A 16802-nucleotide genomic window follows, 5' to 3' on the forward strand; every position below is an offset into this window, starting at 1 on the left:
CATGTCCCTATTTTATTTTGTTGCCTTTGTTGCTATTTTTTTCGCGCTGATGACGATCTTCACCAAAAATCCGGTGCACAGCGTGCTGTATTTGGTGGTGACGTTTTTTACGCTGACGGTTCATTATATTCTATTGAACGCGCAATTTCTGGCGGTCGTCAATTTTATCGTATATATGGGCGCAATTATGGTGCTCTTTTTATTTGTGCTCATGTTGCTGAATCTTAATGGGGATACGGAACCCATGAAGTCTAATTTGGTCAAGATTATGGGGGTTATAGCAGGAATGTGTTTGTTTGCGACACTCTTAGGGGCGCTGCGTGTTATCGAACCATCCCATGAGATCGTAACGGGCAATACGGATATAGGGCTCGTGAAACATTTGGGTAATGTGTTGTTTAACGAGTTTTTGCTACCTTTTGAGATTTCGGCAATTTTATTGTTGATAGCGATGATCGGAGCGGTATTGTTGGCAAAAAAGGAAGTTAAAGAGATTAAAAAAGCATAATGGAGAATATTGTAACGCAGATTCAGGGTGTTCCACTCAACCACTACATCATTTTTTGTAGTATCATTTTCGCTATCGGTGTTACGGGCGTACTTATCCGTCGGAACGTGATCATTATCATGATGTCCATCGAATTGATGCTGAATGCAGTCAATTTATTGTTGGCGGCTTTTTCGGCCTATCGGGGCGATCCAACAGGTCAGGTGTTCGTGTTTTTCATCATGGCATTGGCGGCAGCAGAGGTGGCTGTGGGGCTTGCGATTATCATCATGGTGTACCGTAACACGAAATCGGTGGATATTGAATCGTTGAGTAAATTGCGTTGGTAATTGAATAAAAGAATTTTTACTAAGAAACTATATGTCTGAATTAATTTGGCTGATCCCATTGATACCTTTTATAGGTTTTGTAATAAACGGCTTAATGGGTAATCGTGTGCCGAAAGCGGTTACGGCTATTGTGGGCTGTGGCGTGGTGCTCGCTTCTTTTGTGTTAAGCTTGTTGGTTTACTTTGAAGTCGCGGCGGCGCGTGAAACCGGTGCTTCCGGAGAAATATATGTGCATCTCTTCGACTGGTTTACAGTAGGCAAACTGCAGGTCGCGCTTTCTTTTCTGGCGGATCCGCTGAGTGCTATTATGCTCTTGATTATTACAGGTGTAGGGTTTTTGATTCACCTGTATTCCTGCAGCTATATGGCCGGCGATGCTGGATTTGGAAAATTCTTTGCCTATCTCAATCTGTTCATCTTCTTCATGACCATCCTCGTGCTGGGTTCTAATTACCTGGTTATGTTCATCGGATGGGAAGGTGTGGGACTTTGTTCTTACTTGTTGATCGGTTTCTGGTTCAAAAATGCCTCTTACGCTTCGGCTGCGAAGAAAGCTTTCGTCATGAACCGTATCGGAGATTTGGGCTTTCTTATCGCGATGTTCTTTATTCTGGAAACCTTTGGTAGTTTAGAATACGGAACGGTATTCGCCGCTGCGGCAAGCATGCCCGTCGGAAGTTCCATACTACTCGTCATTACGCTCTTGTTATTTGTAGCGGCAACGGGTAAATCTGCACAGATTCCGTTGTTTACCTGGTTACCGGATGCGATGGCGGGGCCTACACCGGTGTCGGCATTGATCCACGCGGCAACCATGGTGACGGCAGGTATCTATATGGTCGTTCGTTCGAACATCTTGTTTACGCTTTCTCCGGTGACGATGGAGATCATGGCCGTTGTCGGTTTGGCAACAGCATTGTTGGCCGCGTTTATAGCGATTACGCAAACCGATATTAAAAAGGTATTGGCATATTCTACGGTATCTCAACTGGGATACATGTTTCTGGGCCTCGGGGTAGGTGCGTTCACCGGGGCTTTTTTTCATGTTCTGACGCACGCGTTTTTTAAAGCATTGCTGTTTCTTGGAGCAGGATCGGTCATCCACGCCATGCACGATGAGCAGGATATGCGCCAGATGGGTGGTTTAAGAAAAGCGCTGCCTGTCACGTTTATCACGATGTTTATCGGAACAATTGCGATTAGTGGAATTCCACCGTTTGCCGGATTCTTCTCTAAAGATGAGATATTGGCACATGCGTTTCAGCATCAGCCTGTTTTGTGGGCCATCGGCTTCCTCACCGCTCTATGCACGGCGTTCTATATCTTCCGTTTGTTATATTTGACATTCTTCGGAAAGTTTCGGGGAACGGAAGAACAGAAACAACATCTACATGAATCACCTTGGCAAATGACATTGCCGCTGATTGTTTTGGCGGTGTTATCTGTAATTGGTGGTTTTATCAATATTCCGGAGGCATTGGGTGGGCATCATAGTTTAGCGGCATTTCTGGCGCCGATTTTTGAAGCGGGAAGTGTACATGCGGAAGCGTTGACTTTAAGCCATAGTACGGAGTATCTGTTGATGGGAATATCCGCCGGTGGTGCGTTGATTATGGCGTTTGTGGCTTACAATCGGTATGTGAAAAAAGACACTCTTCCGGCTGCTGATACGCAAGCATCAAAAGGATTGCATAAGCTTTCCTATCGCAAGTTATATGTGGATGAATTTTATGATGCGCTTATCGTACAACCTTTACATAAATTATCGGTTGGCTTTTATAAATATGTAGATCGGTTGGGGATTGATGGATTTGTGAATGGGGTGGGCGACTTTTTTATCGGAGCCGGAAAAGGCGTAAGGCAATGGCAAAGTGGTCATGTCGGGTTTTATATTATGATGATGGTGATCAGTGTGATAGCGATTATGCTTTACGCGGTATTTAATATTTAGACAGACAATTAAACAATGAGTAACCTATTTATATTACTATTAGTACCTGTTATTTCGGCAATAGTATTATGTTTTGTGAGGGATGCGGTACGGGCAAAGTGGATGGCACTATTGGCTGCGCTGCTTGAATTGGGGCTTTCCATCCCTTTTCTGTGTGGGTTTATACCGGACGCGAGTATACAATTCGAACAACGTTGGATGTGGGTGGAGTCGTTGGGAATTCAGTTTCATATAGGTTTAGATGGTATCAGTCTACCTATGCTATTGTTGACCAATGGGTTGATTCCGCTTATTGTGCTGTCTTCGTTTAGAAAAGCACATAAAGGGAATTTTTTCGCATTGATTTCGTTTATGCAGGCGGGGCTATTGCTTGTATTCCTGGCATTGGATGCTTTCACGTTCTATGTCGGATGGGAAGTAGCCTTAATCCCTATTTATTTTATCTGTGCCCTGTGGGGGGATGGTGATCGTATTCGCATTAACCTTAAATTCTTTATCTATACGTTTTTTGGAAGCTTGTTGATGTTGGTGGCGCTGATTTATCTATACAACCAAAGTGCAACACCGAGCTTTGAATGGACATCGTTTGTGGCCTTGGACTTGTCTGAATCGACACAACGCTGGATATTCTGGGCATTCTTCCTGGCGTTTGCTATCAAGATCCCGATTTTTCCCTTCCATACCTGGCAACCCGATACGTATACACATGCGCCTGCAGCTGGAACGATGCTATTGGCGGGTATCATGCTTAAAATGGGAGTATACGGATTGATTCGTTGGTTATTGCCTGTCGCTCCGCTCGGCGCATTGGCTTACAGCCAGGTGGTCATGGTACTCTGTGTTATTGGCATCGTATACGCTTCTATCATCGCTTTTAAACAGCAGGATGCTAAACGTTTGATTGCGTATTCTTCGATTGCGCACGTCGGACTTATCTCTGCGGGTGTCTTCTCTTGGAATACGGAAGGATTACAGGGGGCTATTATCCAGATGGTGAACCATGGATTGAGCGTGGTGGGATTATTTTTTATTATGGATATCTTACAGGAACGGACAGGAACGCGTACACTTGCAGAGTGGGGAGGGATAGCCAGTAAGGCACCTCGTTTGGCAACGGTATTTCTTATTATTCTGATGGGTGCAGTAGGCTTGCCGTTAACGAACGGCTTTATCGGGGAATTTCTGCTGTTGAAAGGCGTATTTAATTATGGTGTATGGTATGCCGTATTTGGGGGACTGACCTTGATTTTGGGCGCGGTATATATGTTGCGCTTGTATCAGAAATCAATGTTGGGTGCTTTGCCAGACCGTTATACAAGTGTGTTGGACATCAAAGGATATGAAGTATTGGTGTTGGTGGTTATCGTATTTTTCACCCTATTTTTAGGGGTATGGCCGAAAGCGATTTTACAGCTTTCAGAGGCGTCGGTAATGAACTTATTGGATCAAATTAAATTTTAATTAGCGATTGTAGAATATTATGGGGGCAATTATTACATTGTGTGTTTTAGGGATAGTGGTGCTGTATCTTGGCTTATTTAAAGCGAAGAATGCGTTGCTACCTGTAACCTTGCTGGGATTAGTCGTGACACTGGGGTTTCTGGTATCAGGATGGAACAACGAAGCGTTGCCACAATTTCACGGAATGGTGATTTTTGATCGCTTAGCGTTGTCTTTTTCGATCCTGTGTGTGGTAATTACGGGGTTGGTTATGCTGCTTTCTAAAGAATATTTTAAGAATATCAGTACCTATCTTTCGGAATATTTTTGTTTGATTATCTTTTCGTTGCTGGGGGCATTGTTGGTCAACTCCTACCATAATTTTGCCATGTTGTTCATCGGTATCGAGGTGATGTCTGTGGCCTTGTATATCCTTGTGGGAATCCGGAAAACGGACCTTGCTTCGAATGAAGCTGCCCTTAAATATTTCTTGATGGGTGCATTTTCGACTGGTTTTCTCCTTTTCGGGATCACGCTCCTGTACGGTGCTTCCGGCACATTTGATTTAACGGCGTTACAAGCCTATGTACAAACATCGTCCGAGATTTCTCCTTTATTTTACGGTGGCGTATTGCTATTGCTTTGTGGCTTGTGCTTTAAAGTTGGTGCGGCTCCTTTCCACTTCTGGACGCCGGACGTATATGATGGAGCACCGATATTGATCACCAGCTTTATGAGTACGGTCGTAAAGGTTGCTTCTTTTGTCGGATTCTTACGGTTGTTCAGCACGGTGTTGATTCCGTTGCATGATTTTTGGACACCGGTATTGCTTACGATTATCATTGTTACGCTATTCGTGGGAAATATCACGGCATTGCTCCAGTCTAGCTTTAAGCGGATGATGGCCTATTCGAGTATTTCACATGCAGGTTATATGCTGTTCGCTATCGTATCCATTGGTGCGATGTCGGCATCGGGTATGCTCGTGTACGCCGCGGCATATTCGTTGGCTTCGGTAATTGCTTTCGGTGTGCTTATTTTGGTGAAACGTAGCACCGGCTCGGAGAACTTTGAATCATTTAACGGCTTGGCAAAAAGAGAGCCCATGTTGGCCCTCGTGTTGACTATTGCGATGCTTTCTCTTGCCGGTATCCCTTTGACGGCAGGTTTTATGGGAAAATTTATGCTATTCAATAATGTAATGGGATCCTATAACATTACACTGCTTATCCTTGCTGTTATTAATGCGGCTGTCGGGGTATATTATTACTTGCATGTAGTGGTGAATATGTATTTCCGCAAAGCAGAAGAGGACGTAATGGAGCAACATGTACCCGCCAGCTATAAGATTGTATTGGTTGGTGCGGCTGTATTGACACTGATCATTGGTATCTATCCCGATAGTATTTTGGGATTTCTATAGTCACGAATAGTTACTTATAATTTCTGTATATGATGGATGGGGACAATTTTTTTATTTTTTGTGTAAAATAAAAAAAGTCTACTATATTTGTAGAGTATTCAGAATTGCAAGTCATGCAATGCCAACCGAGTGTAGTCACCACGGTGGAAAGATAATACGGGCATCGTCCAAAATAAAACGTCGTCTTCCCGATTTTCTGAATACAATTTATGGTTAAACACTTTAATTCTAAATTGTATGGACACAAGAAACGAACTTTACCATCATCTCATTAAACAATTTCAGGACTATAGTGCTGAAGAATTGGTTCAACTTAATAATGAGCTTGTATCCGGCCGGTGGGGAACAAGCCGAAGTACTTTTCGTACAGCAGTCTTAAATACGCTATCCAAAAAGGGAGTAGATTTATCGGCTATTATTCATCGTAACGATGGCTTTACGACGATACAGATTGTGCCTGTGGCACTAACCGAGAACAATGTATTAATTCCGCTACCGGAATAAGACAAACTATGTAGTATAAAAAACGCCAACGAAGTCTCCTCATTATAAAAAAATCAATTTCATTTTAATCTTATTGTACAAATTGTATCTTTATGCGGAGCCATTTTGAATATGAGGAGAATAAGCTTGTTGAAATTGTTGATATTGATATTTACTCTTGGCGTGGCTGTACAGCATGTCGTGGCTCAACAAAAAATAAGTGGAACAGTTGTCGATGATGTAACAGGGAAAGGCGTTCCGCAGGCGAGTATACAAGTGCGGGAGACGGCGGATGGAACATCCTGTGATGCTTCAGGGCAATTTTTCTTAACAACAACGAGTCCGTTTCCGCTACAACTTGTAGTGTCTGCTGTTGGCTATAAAGAGCTGATCATACGTGTTGATTCCCTTCAGCAGCATTTACATATTGCGATGGAAGGTGATAAGCAGCTTATTGACGCGGTGGAGATCTCCCGTCGGCAAAAATATCGAAATCGAAATCCTGCCGTCGATCTTATTCACCAAGTCATTAAACACAAACGCTCTAATCGCTTGGAAAATCAACCCAAGTTATCTTTTCAGCAATATGACAAACTGCAATTTGGACTTGTAAATCCGTCGGAACAGTATAACAGGCGGATGGGAAGCTTAAGCTTTTTTTTCGACAATGTGGATACACTGACATCGCCAGGGAATAAACTGCTTACGATTTTTATGCAGGAGCAGCTTAGTGATGTCTATTCCAAAAATGACCCTAAGGCGTTTAAAAAGCGGGTAAAATCAATCAAACAAACGGATTTTGACGATCGATATGTGAACAACCACAATATCCAATCGTATTTATCCTATCTCTTTCAGGATGTAGAGATTTATGATGAAAATATATTCCTGATCAATAAATTATTTCTCAGTCCGATAGCGAACAATGCGCCAGTTTTTTATAAATATTATATTGCGGACACGATTGATACCGATGATGGCCGTTTGATTGAATTAAACTTTGAACCGAGAAATAAAACGGACCTGTTACTTAGTGGTAAATTACGGATAACAACAGATGGACGGTTTGCGGTGCAGGGGGCTACCTTACGGGCAAACAAGGAAGCGAATCTGAATTGGGTAAATGATATAACGATTGACTTGCAATTTCGTCCGAATGCAGAAGGGTATATGTTCTTGGTTCGCAGTGATGTGGATATTATGTTCGGTACAAACCGAAGCGATGCAGTATATGGTCGGAAGACGACGCATAATTTTGCCTATGACTTTGCTCCCTCTTTCTCGGACGATGTTTTTAAAGGAGCTCCTACAGAGGTGTTGAAAACAGCAAAAGACGATGAAGTTCTGGTTCAACAGCAGCGGCCGGTGCCGTTATCGACGGTGGAAAATAAGGTATATGCAAATGTAGATTCTTTGAACGATAACCGTACGTTTCGGACGATGCTTGCTGCCGGCTATCTGCTGGCACAAGGGTTCTATCCGGCGGGACCAGTAGAATTTGGACCATTAGAATATCTGTATTCGCGGAATAATATCGAGGGTAACCGGATACGGCTGAGTGGGCGAACGACATTAGGATTTTCGGATAAGGTCTTTATCGAGGGGTATTTAGCCTATGGGACACAAGATGGCGAGGTGAAATATTTCGTACGACCGACATTTTCCCTCAATGGCAAATCAGTCGCTACGTTTCCGGCGCACTACTTACAAGTGGCGGTGCAGCATGATATTTTCGATCCCGGTAGGATGCTCGGTTTTAAAAAAGGAGACAGTTTTTTTCAGTCTATACGAAGCAACCGCCCCACGAAATGGATGGACACGTATGCGTATCAACTTAAACACTTGATAGAATTTGGCAACCATGTGAGCCTGCAAAGCTCGTTTATCCATCATCGTAGGCGTGCAATAGGGGATTTACAATTTATTTCGTCGGGCGACGAACCCTACAATATACCCAATATAAACACCAATGAGTTGGAATTTATACTGCGATGGGCACCAAAAGAGAAATTCTACTATCGTAACTTGACACGCAATACAATTATCGAAAAGTATCCCGTTTTTACGTTACAATATAATCGCGGGTTAAAGGGATTTTGGAGTGGGGATTATACTTTTAATGCGGTGCGTGGTTCGGTGTCAAAACGTTTTTTCTTAAATCAACTCGGTTTTGCAGATATGACATGGAGTGGTGGGAAAATCTGGGGTACCCTTCCCTATCCGTTGCTGGAAATGCCAAATGTGTTCCGTGACGAGGATACCCGCCATGAAATTGATTTTTCGATGATGCGTAGTATGGAGTTTGTCGCCGACGCGTATATCCGCTTGGCATTTGAACATCAATTGGAAGGGTTTATTTTGAATAAAATTCCCCTGATCAAGAAACTTAAGCTCCGGGAGATTTGGGGTGGGAAGATGTTTTATGGAAGGTTGAGCGATGCGAATAATCCGTATATTAGTAAGGACGTAGTCCATTTTGATACCGATGCGGATGGCCATATCATGACGCACGTATTTGATAACAAGGTGCCCTATTGGGAGGGAAAAGTGGGCATTGATAATATTTTTCGTCTGCTGCGCGTTGAGTATATACGTCGGTTAAACTATACAGGATTACCAAACGTCGATAAAGACAGGTATCGGGTAAGCCTTCATTTAAATTTCTAATGTGATGCAAGAAACACCTACTTATTTTCTGTTGGAGATCAAACATAAAACGGCTTATATCACGGTGAATAGACCGGATAAGTTGAACGCATTGAATACACTTGTGTTAGCAGAACTTGCGAAAATATTGGCAACATTAAAAGAGGATGAGGATGTGCATGGGATAATTCTAACTGGGGCAGGTGATAAAGCTTTTGTGGCGGGTGCTGATATTAAAGAGTTTCAAGAATTTTCGGCTGATGAAGCGTGGCAGTTGTCGAAATCCGGACAGGAAGAGGTGATGGATGAACTGTATACTTTTCCAAAACCGGTGATTGCGGCCATCAATGGATTTGCATTGGGCGGAGGCTTGGAGTTGGCTATGGCCTGCCATATCCGTGTGGCGAGTGAGCTGGCAAAGATGGGGCTCCCGGAGGTTTCCTTAGGGATTATTCCAGGATACGGTGGCACCCAACGGTTGCCGCAATTGGTCGGCCGTGGAAAAGCATTGGAAATGATTATGACGGGTGAGATGATTGATGCAGCGGATGCAAGACAATGGGGGCTGGTTAATTACGTGGTATCGCCAGGGGAATTGATTTCTACTTGCGAAAAGCTTTTGGAAAAAATGTACCAACGTTCGCAAACCGCGATTGCGGAGGCTATCCGGGTGGTGAATATAGGGCTTATGGAGCCGGAGAAAGGCTATGAAGAAGAGATGGATGCATTTGCTGCTGCTTTTGATACCCCGGATTTTAAAGAAGGGGTGACGGCTTTCTTGGAAAAACGAAAACCAAACTTTTAATATCTTTGTTCATACGTTATAGATGTTATTAACTGTATGAACAATCCTGTTTTTTCCCAAAAAGAGAGAAACATTATTATTCTCTTAATCGTCCTGACTTTGGGCGGTATTCTCTTGTACGCTACGCGCGGAATTTTTGGTGCTTTTCTCGGTACGTTGGTTATGTATACACTCTTTCGTACACTAAACATTTTCTTTATCGAGAAATGGCGATGGCCGAAACCTTTGTCTGCCGTGGTTATTATTATCCTTTCTATTTTTATTATTGTATTACCTTTCGTGGGCATTGGTAGCATGCTTGTGCGGAAAGCGATAGAGCTACAGGAAAACCCCGTCTGGATAAAGCAGGTTATCGATGCGATCAACAAATTTGCGGGCGATACCTTGGGAAAGCCGGATTTGCTGAAAGAACAGCTCCAGTCGAGTGCTGCTTATTTCGGAACGTTGCTGACGGCGGTGCTGGGTGGAGCAGCTAATGTATTTATCGAGGTAACCGTGATGTATTTCATCTTGTATTTTCTGTTTGTCAACTACCAAGGGTTTGAAAACGGTATATTATACTATCTGCCGTTTGATGAGGAGCAGGCGGTGGTTTTTGGGACGGAATTGAAAAACATCACCTATTCCAACATTGTGGGGCAAACGATTATTGCGATTGTTCAAGGCGGATGTCTGGCGATCGGTTTTTGGATATTTGGCGTTAATGACGCACTGTTCTGGGGTGTTATCTGTGCCATTCTGTCGTTTATTCCCCTTTTGGGACCGCCGTTAATTTTTGTGCCGGCTACGTTGATACTGCTTTCTCAAGGACAAACTTGGCAAGGAATAGGATTGCTTATCTGGGGTTTCGGCTTGGTGATTAATATTGATAATGTGCTCCGTTTTATCATTAATAAAAAGATCGGGAATATCCATCCGCTGATTACCGTAATCGGGGTGATTATCGGACTTCCACTTTTCGGTCTTATAGGTCTAGTGTATGGCCCGTTATTGCTGGCTTATTTTTTAATCGCGGTGAAGATATATAAAGCGAATAAGCGTCTGTCGCTAAAACGAGAGGAGCTAGAAAAGAGAAAAGAATAAAAAACAGGCTGTATCAAAAGTAAGGATACAGCCTGTTTTTTTATGCTATCTTTTCAATAACCTTTCTGGGAATTGACTCACATTTTCTAATGTAAGTTGCTGCATCACCTGATAAAGCTGTGCTTTGAACAAATTGATGGTGTGCTCGCCACCCTCATCGCCTAAAGCACCGACACCGTACATGAACGGACGGCCCATAAAGTTAAAATCGGAACCCACGGCATGAGCCCGGGCGAGATCGACTCCGGAGCGTATACCGCCATCTAACATGATTTTTATTTTTTCTTTGTAAGTTGGATTGCTGGCGAGGTGTATTAACGAATTGATAGACGATTCTCCAGCATCTATTTGGCGTCCTCCGTGATTGGATACAATCACGCCGTCCGCACCGATGCTGATAACCGCTTCCATATCTTCATCGCTTGTAATACCTTTTACCACGAGTGCACCTTTCCAGATATCGCGGATGGCTTTTACTTTTTCTATATTGACCTTACCCGTAAAGGTACGATCCATAAACTTCCCAAGCTGTGCTAAATCGAGTCCTTTCTCCATATACGGTTTTAAAGTCGCGAAAGAAGGTATGCCATGTTGCAAGGTTTTGATACCCCACAACGGGCGTGACGCAGCTTGGACTATATTCGATATGTTCATCTTAGGCGGCATGGATAGACCCGCTTTTATCTCGCGGTAGCGGAGCCCGAAAGAGGGCACATCCACCAAAACCACTAATACGGGGCATTCAATGGCCTCTAAACGGCGCAAGATATCATTGCGAAGCCGGTTCTCCGTTGGGTGGTACAGTTGAAACCACGCCTTACCTTCCGAGACCTCGGCAATACGCTCGATACTGCTGGTGGATACCGTGCTCAAGGTATATGGAATATCATGTTTGGCCGCGGCTTTCGCTAAGATTTCGGGTGCATTGGGCCACATCAATCCTTGGAGACCAATGGGGGAGATGCCGAAAGGCGCGTTGTAGCGCCTTCCGAAAAGCTCAACGGACATGTCAATATCGCCCGATACACGGAGGTATTGTGGTTTCAGTACAATATCGTCGAAGTCGCTTTCATTTTTTGCCAAATTCCATTCTTCGTTGCAGCCTCCCTCAAGGTAATCAAATGCGAATTTTGGAATCCTGGATTTTGCTTTTTTCCTTAAATCTGCGATAGAAGGATATTTTGAATTATATCGATATACGATTTTCCCACTCATTTCTGAAAAAGTAATTTAAAAAAGTCTAGCGAATATACACACAATTTCCATATGTACTGTCCTGTTGTGTGTCGTTCTATTCAGGTTTTTATGGCATAAGGTGGATTTTGTAGGAGGATACGTTTGTATTCGTGTAATACGGTTCTTTTTGTAGGGAAGTACGTTTGTATTCATGTAATACGGATCGTTTTGTGGGGAAGTACGTTTGTATTCGTGTAATACGGATCATTTTGTGGGGAAGTACGTTTGTATTTGTGTAATACGGATCATTTTGTAGGGGAATACGTTTGTATTTGTGGAATAAGATCCGTTTTGTGGGCAAAAAAGTCTTTTTGCCAAACTTTATAAAAGGTGTTTTTACGTTAAAAACGGCATTTTTGGCGGTTTAAACGTAGAAAACGGCCCGTTTGCTTAGAAAACGAGGGGGTATAATATCGCCAAAATTTTTATCCCTATACTCATGAACTCACTTCGTTCGGTTTTGCTTTTTTTACGGGAAAAAGAAGATAAAGATTTTGTAAAATACCATTTTATTCTTATCTTAGCCCCGCTTATAGAGAAAGGCCGAGGGAGTAGACCCGGTGAAGCCTTAGCAACCTGTCTCTTGACAAGGTGCTACATTCTACTCCTGATTGGGAGAAAGATAAGCTGAGCACACTCGTTCTGGTGTCCTTTTCTCCAAAGCAAATAGTAAAAAGAATTTAAACACAACACGTACATATTTATGTTATTAACAAACAATTTAGGGTACCCGAGAGTGGGTGCGTTCCGCGAATTGAAAAAGGCCAACGAAGCGTATTGGGCTAAGAAAATCAGCGCGGAAGAGTTATTGCAAGCTGGACTTAAAATCCGTGAAGGCAACTGGAAGACACAACAGGAAGCGGGTATCGACTTGATTCCATCCAATGACTTTTCGTTTTATGATCAAGTATTGGATTTATCGTTGACAGTAGGAGCTATTCCAGCTCGTTACAACTCTTTGTTAAACAAAATTGACCGCCAATATAACTTAGATTTATATTTTGCGATGGCGCGCGGTTTCCAAGAGGAAGGTGTAGATGTCACGGCGATGGAAATGACGAAGTGGTTTGACACAAACTATCACTATCTTGTTCCGGAATTTACGAAAGATCAAGCGTTTAAATTGACGTCTGAGAAATTCCTGAACGAATACAACGAGGCGAAATCATTGGGTGTGGAGACAAAACCCGTATTGATTGGCCCCATTACTTATCTATTAGTAGGTAAAGAAAAAGAAGAAGGCTTTAATCGGATTGATTTGATCGACAGATTATTGCCTGTTTATGAAGAAATTTTGGGCAAACTGGCTGATGCAGGTGCACAATATGTGCAGATTGATGAGCCTTTCTTGGCCTTGGATATTGATGATGCTACGCGCACTTTATATAGTAAAGTGTTTGAAAAATTAGCGACAGCTGCTAAAGGCATCAAATTAATTGTGGCGACTTATTTCGAAGCACTCCGCGACAATGAGGAAACAGCGGTAAACTTACCCGTTCACGCGCTTCACCTTGACCTTGTTCGTGGAGAAAATCAACTAGATACTGTTTTATCAAAAGTTCCTGCATCCTTAACGCTCTCTTTGGGTGTTGTGGAAGGTAGAAACATTTGGAAAAACGACTATGAAAAATCGTTGGCAAAAATTAAACAAGCTGTAGACGCGCTGGGTGCTGACCGCGTATGGGTAGCTCCTTCCTCGTCTTTGTTGCATGTTCCTTTTGATTTGGACAACGAAGATAATGAAGAGTCTTTGCCTGCAGAGGTGAAGAATTGGTTAGCTTTTGCAAAGCAAAAATTAGCGGAAGTGAAAGATTTAGCCGTATTGGCTGATGGTGAGGTGGATGCAAAAACGACGGAGCGTTTTGAAGCGAACAAAGCAGCTGCGGAAAGCCGTCGTACATCGCCTTTAATTCACAGACCGGAAGTAAAAGAACGTACGGCAAATATTACAGATGATGATGCAACACGTACTTCTCCATTCTCTGCCCGTAAAGCGGCGCAACAGACGAAATTTAATTTGCCGGCTTTTGCGACAACAACCATCGGATCTTTCCCGCAGACGAAAGATGTCCGTAAGTGGAGAGCAGACTTGAAAAAAGGTACGATTACACAGGAGCAATACGATAAAGAGATCGCGGAAGAAACCGAAAGAACTATACGTTTGCAAGAAGATCTTGATATCGATGTGTTGGTGCACGGCGAGTTTGAGCGTAACGACATGGTGGAATACTTCGGCGAGCAATTGGCAGGTTATGCGTTCACTAAAAACGGATGGGTACAGTCTTATGGATCCCGTTGTGTAAAACCTCCGATTATTTATGGTGATGTTTATCGCCCAGAGGATATGACCGTTCGTTGGTCTGCTTACGCACAATCTTTAACTAACCGTCCGGTAAAAGGGATGTTGACGGGTCCGGTTACGATTCTACAGTGGTCATTTGTTCGTAATGATCAACCACGCTCAACCACGACTTACCAGATTGCTTTAGCTATCTTGGACGAAGTACAGGCATTGGAAAAAGCGGGTATCAAAATTATTCAGATTGACGAGCCGGCTATTCGAGAAGGACTTCCTTTGCGTAAGGCTGATCAGCAAGATTATTTGAACTGGGCTGTTCGCGCGTTCCGTGTTTCTTCCTCGAATGTAGAAGATGATACGCAGATCCATACGCACATGTGTTACTCCGAATTTAATGATATCATTGAAGACATCGCGGCAATGGATGCGGATGTCATTACGATAGAAACTTCGCGCTCACAAATGGAATTGCTTGATGCATTTGCGGGAGATTTCAAATATCCGAATGATATTGGCCCTGGTGTGTACGATATTCATTCACCACGTGTGCCTAGCACCGAGGAGATGGTGCACTTGCTACGCAAAGCGAAGGCAGTTGTTCCTGCGGAACAATTGTGGGTAAACCCTGACTGTGGTTTGAAAACCCGTGCATGGCCAGAAACCAAAGCAGCACTCGAATCTATGGTAGAAGCCGCAAAAATATTGCGTGCGGAATAATGTAAGCGATAATTAGTATTATAAAAGTAGACGCAGCTCGAAGATTTTTCTTCGGGCTGTTGTTTTTTCATAAACGTAGAATTAACATTTTTTTTACAATAGCGGGTAGATTACTTCAAATAAGCTTAGTAATTTTGCGGGGCATGTTATTTAAGATCATTCATTCCATCGTGTTGCTGTGCTACCTGAATATTCTGGTTTATCAACCGGAGACAGGTTTTGCTATGCGCTATGACGATTCGCTGTTGAATGGTGAATCGCTCTTGGAGATTGTTCTGGATGATGTGTTGGCGCTGCCGATCGATAAAGACGCGGCAGATGTGGAGATACTATACGACGAATATAGGTCGTATGAATACCAAATCTTTTCCTTACCATTTTTCGTATTGGTGTTGGCTGTCCTGTTTTCCTTTAAACAGTTGGCGTCCTATGTAAAACATCCGGTATACGACGGAAAGAAACGACGTATTATACCGGGCTATTACACACACTTGTATAGGCTACAACCTTTTTAGCTTTTTCATTCCCAATAGTTTCCCAAATCTTCGAATATTTTCGTAGATGTTAGCGTTTGGTTTTCACCCAAACGTAGTAATAGGCAGAAATGCGTATACTTTTTTATTGATTTTAGAATATTTTTTTCTTGTCAATATGAATAAAAAAGGACGCTAAAAATAATGTTTAAACACATTGCCTATTTCAAAAGCTTTCAAGTTTTATATAGGTTGATCATTTTTTTAATAATAAATAATATAGTACATGAAGACACGTTCATTGGTATTCCCGGCAGTAGGATTGGCATTATTTGCGGGTAGTTGCACCGTTAAGAGTACGGAAAATAGTGCAGAGATGGTGAAGCAGGTACCTGTGGTAAGTCTTACCGTAATGGATACCACCGTTTATAAAGAATACATTGCAGATATTCAGGCCACAAAAAATGTGGAGTTACGCTCGCGTTTAACCGGATTTTTGGAAAAGATATATGTAGATGAGGGTGCGCTGGTTAAGGCAGGCCAAGTTCTTTTCCAACTGAACAATGAAGAATATAAAGCAGATTATGCAAAGGCAGAGGCAGCGCTTAATATTGCCATTTCGGAAGCTAAAAAGGTAGAGTTAGAGAAGGAACGGACCAAGAAGTTAGTGGAGAAAAATATTGTATCTACAACAGAGGCCGATCTTATAGCTGTGCAATATAAGGCTGCGCTTTCCAAAATAGAAGAAGCTAAAGCGGTGAAGAACCAGATGCAAACCAAACTCTCCCAAACGCTTATACGGGCGCCTTTCAATGGGCGTATTGACAGAATTCAACTTAAGGAGGGTTCTCTGCTGGAGGAGGGATCTTTAATAACGACCATATCCGACTTAGGGAAAGTTAACGTTTATTTTGATATTTCTGAATCAGAATATCTCGATCTGGCTAGTGATTCCAATTTCCGTAGCAATACATTTAAGCGGGCCGTAAAGCTTGTTTTGGCAAATGGCGAGGAGTATCCGCATGGTGGAGAAGCAAAAATTGTAGAAAGTGAGTTCAATCCTGGAACGGGCTCGATCTCGTTGCGTGCAAAATTTCCGAACGCAGACGGTTTATTAAAACATGGCGCATCCGGTAAGATTGCTGTGCCTGTATCGACAGGTGACACGAAGTTTGTACACCAAAAATCGGTCGTGGAGATTCAAGACAAAGCCTATGTGTATGTTGTGGATGACAACTCTACCGTGAAAATGCAACCTTTTCAGGCGGGAGCGCGTGTAGGACATTATTACATCGTCGAAGGTGGTCTCGATGACAACCAAAAGATTGTATTTGAAGGCGTTCGAGGGCTCCGCGATGGTATGAAAATAAAGTCGGTGACACAGCAATAATACGATTGGATATACACTA

The 16802-nt window shown here is 42.8% G+C and carries 13 protein-coding genes and 2 riboswitches; of the genes, 12 read left to right on the forward strand and 1 reads right to left on the reverse strand.

What is annotated here, in order from left to right; all coding sequences use genetic code 11:
* Position 1 precedes the first annotated feature (1 nt).
* The 9 genes from H8B06_RS03485 (at position 2) to H8B06_RS03525 (ending at position 10668) form a co-directional block, all read left to right on the forward strand.
* Entirely contained in the window at positions 2–508 is a 507-nt protein-coding gene (locus H8B06_RS03485) for an NADH-quinone oxidoreductase subunit J family protein (RefSeq protein ID WP_190992916.1), read from the forward strand.
* Positions 508–837 carry an NADH-quinone oxidoreductase subunit NuoK gene (gene nuoK, locus H8B06_RS03490; RefSeq protein WP_130142591.1) on the forward strand — a complete coding sequence of 110 codons (330 nt, stop codon included), beginning with the start codon at positions 508–510 and terminating at the stop codon, positions 835–837. The genes H8B06_RS03485 and nuoK overlap by 1 nt, the downstream gene beginning before the upstream one ends.
* 31 nt (positions 838–868) lie before the next feature.
* Entirely contained in the window at positions 869–2788 is a 1920-nt protein-coding gene (nuoL, locus tag H8B06_RS03495) for an NADH-quinone oxidoreductase subunit L (RefSeq protein ID WP_190992917.1), read from the forward strand.
* Between the two features lie 15 nt (positions 2789–2803).
* Complete coding sequence (locus H8B06_RS03500) at positions 2804–4249, forward strand: complex I subunit 4 family protein (protein WP_190992918.1); 1446 nt, start codon at positions 2804–2806, stop codon at positions 4247–4249.
* A 19-nt stretch (positions 4250–4268) separates the two neighbouring features.
* The gene (locus tag H8B06_RS03505; protein ID WP_190992919.1) at positions 4269–5651 is read left to right on the forward strand and encodes an NADH-quinone oxidoreductase subunit N; all 1383 of its coding nucleotides are present in this window, start codon (positions 4269–4271) and stop codon (positions 5649–5651) included.
* Between the two features lie 89 nt (positions 5652–5740).
* Positions 5741–5836, forward strand: a riboswitch (SAM-I-IV-variant riboswitch).
* Positions 5837–5888: 52 nt separating this feature from the next.
* Positions 5889–6155 (forward strand): 5-oxoprolinase, encoded by a 267-nt coding sequence (locus tag H8B06_RS03510; protein ID WP_190992920.1) that lies wholly within the window; start codon positions 5889–5891, stop codon positions 6153–6155.
* Positions 6156–6266: 111 nt separating this feature from the next.
* A complete protein-coding gene (locus tag H8B06_RS03515; protein WP_190992921.1) occupies positions 6267–8801 on the forward strand; it encodes a DUF5686 and carboxypeptidase-like regulatory domain-containing protein in 2535 nt (844 codons plus the stop codon).
* Positions 8802–8805: 4 nt separating this feature from the next.
* The gene (locus H8B06_RS03520) at positions 8806–9585 is read left to right on the forward strand and encodes an enoyl-CoA hydratase/isomerase family protein (protein WP_190993067.1); all 780 of its coding nucleotides are present in this window, start codon (positions 8806–8808) and stop codon (positions 9583–9585) included.
* A gap of 36 nt (positions 9586–9621) precedes the next feature.
* The gene (locus tag H8B06_RS03525) at positions 9622–10668 is read left to right on the forward strand and encodes an AI-2E family transporter (RefSeq protein ID WP_190992922.1); all 1047 of its coding nucleotides are present in this window, start codon (positions 9622–9624) and stop codon (positions 10666–10668) included.
* A gap of 45 nt (positions 10669–10713) precedes the next feature.
* Here the strand turns inward: H8B06_RS03525 and H8B06_RS03530 are convergent, their stop codons facing one another.
* The gene (locus tag H8B06_RS03530) at positions 10714–11883 is read right to left on the reverse strand and encodes an alpha-hydroxy acid oxidase (RefSeq protein WP_190992923.1); all 1170 of its coding nucleotides are present in this window, start codon (positions 11881–11883) and stop codon (positions 10714–10716) included.
* 548 nt (positions 11884–12431) lie between these two features.
* A riboswitch (SAM riboswitch) is annotated at positions 12432–12533 on the forward strand.
* A gap of 74 nt (positions 12534–12607) precedes the next feature.
* Between H8B06_RS03530 and metE the strand changes: the two genes are divergently transcribed.
* The 3 genes from metE to H8B06_RS03545 all read left to right on the forward strand — a co-directional run bounded on the left by metE (position 12608) and on the right by H8B06_RS03545 (position 16783).
* Positions 12608–14920, forward strand: coding sequence for a 5-methyltetrahydropteroyltriglutamate--homocysteine S-methyltransferase (gene metE, locus H8B06_RS03535; RefSeq protein ID WP_190992924.1), 2313 nt, complete (start codon positions 12608–12610; stop codon positions 14918–14920).
* A 143-nt stretch (positions 14921–15063) separates the two neighbouring features.
* Positions 15064–15435 carry a hypothetical protein gene (locus H8B06_RS03540; protein WP_190992925.1) on the forward strand — a complete coding sequence of 124 codons (372 nt, stop codon included), beginning with the start codon at positions 15064–15066 and terminating at the stop codon, positions 15433–15435.
* A gap of 244 nt (positions 15436–15679) precedes the next feature.
* Positions 15680–16783 (forward strand): efflux RND transporter periplasmic adaptor subunit, encoded by a 1104-nt coding sequence (locus tag H8B06_RS03545; protein ID WP_190992926.1) that lies wholly within the window; start codon positions 15680–15682, stop codon positions 16781–16783.
* Positions 16784–16802: the final 19 nt, after the last annotated feature.

It is taken from the genome of Sphingobacterium micropteri (assembly GCF_014692515.1).
Taxonomy (GTDB): Bacteria; Bacteroidota; Bacteroidia; order Sphingobacteriales; family Sphingobacteriaceae; genus Sphingobacterium; species Sphingobacterium micropteri.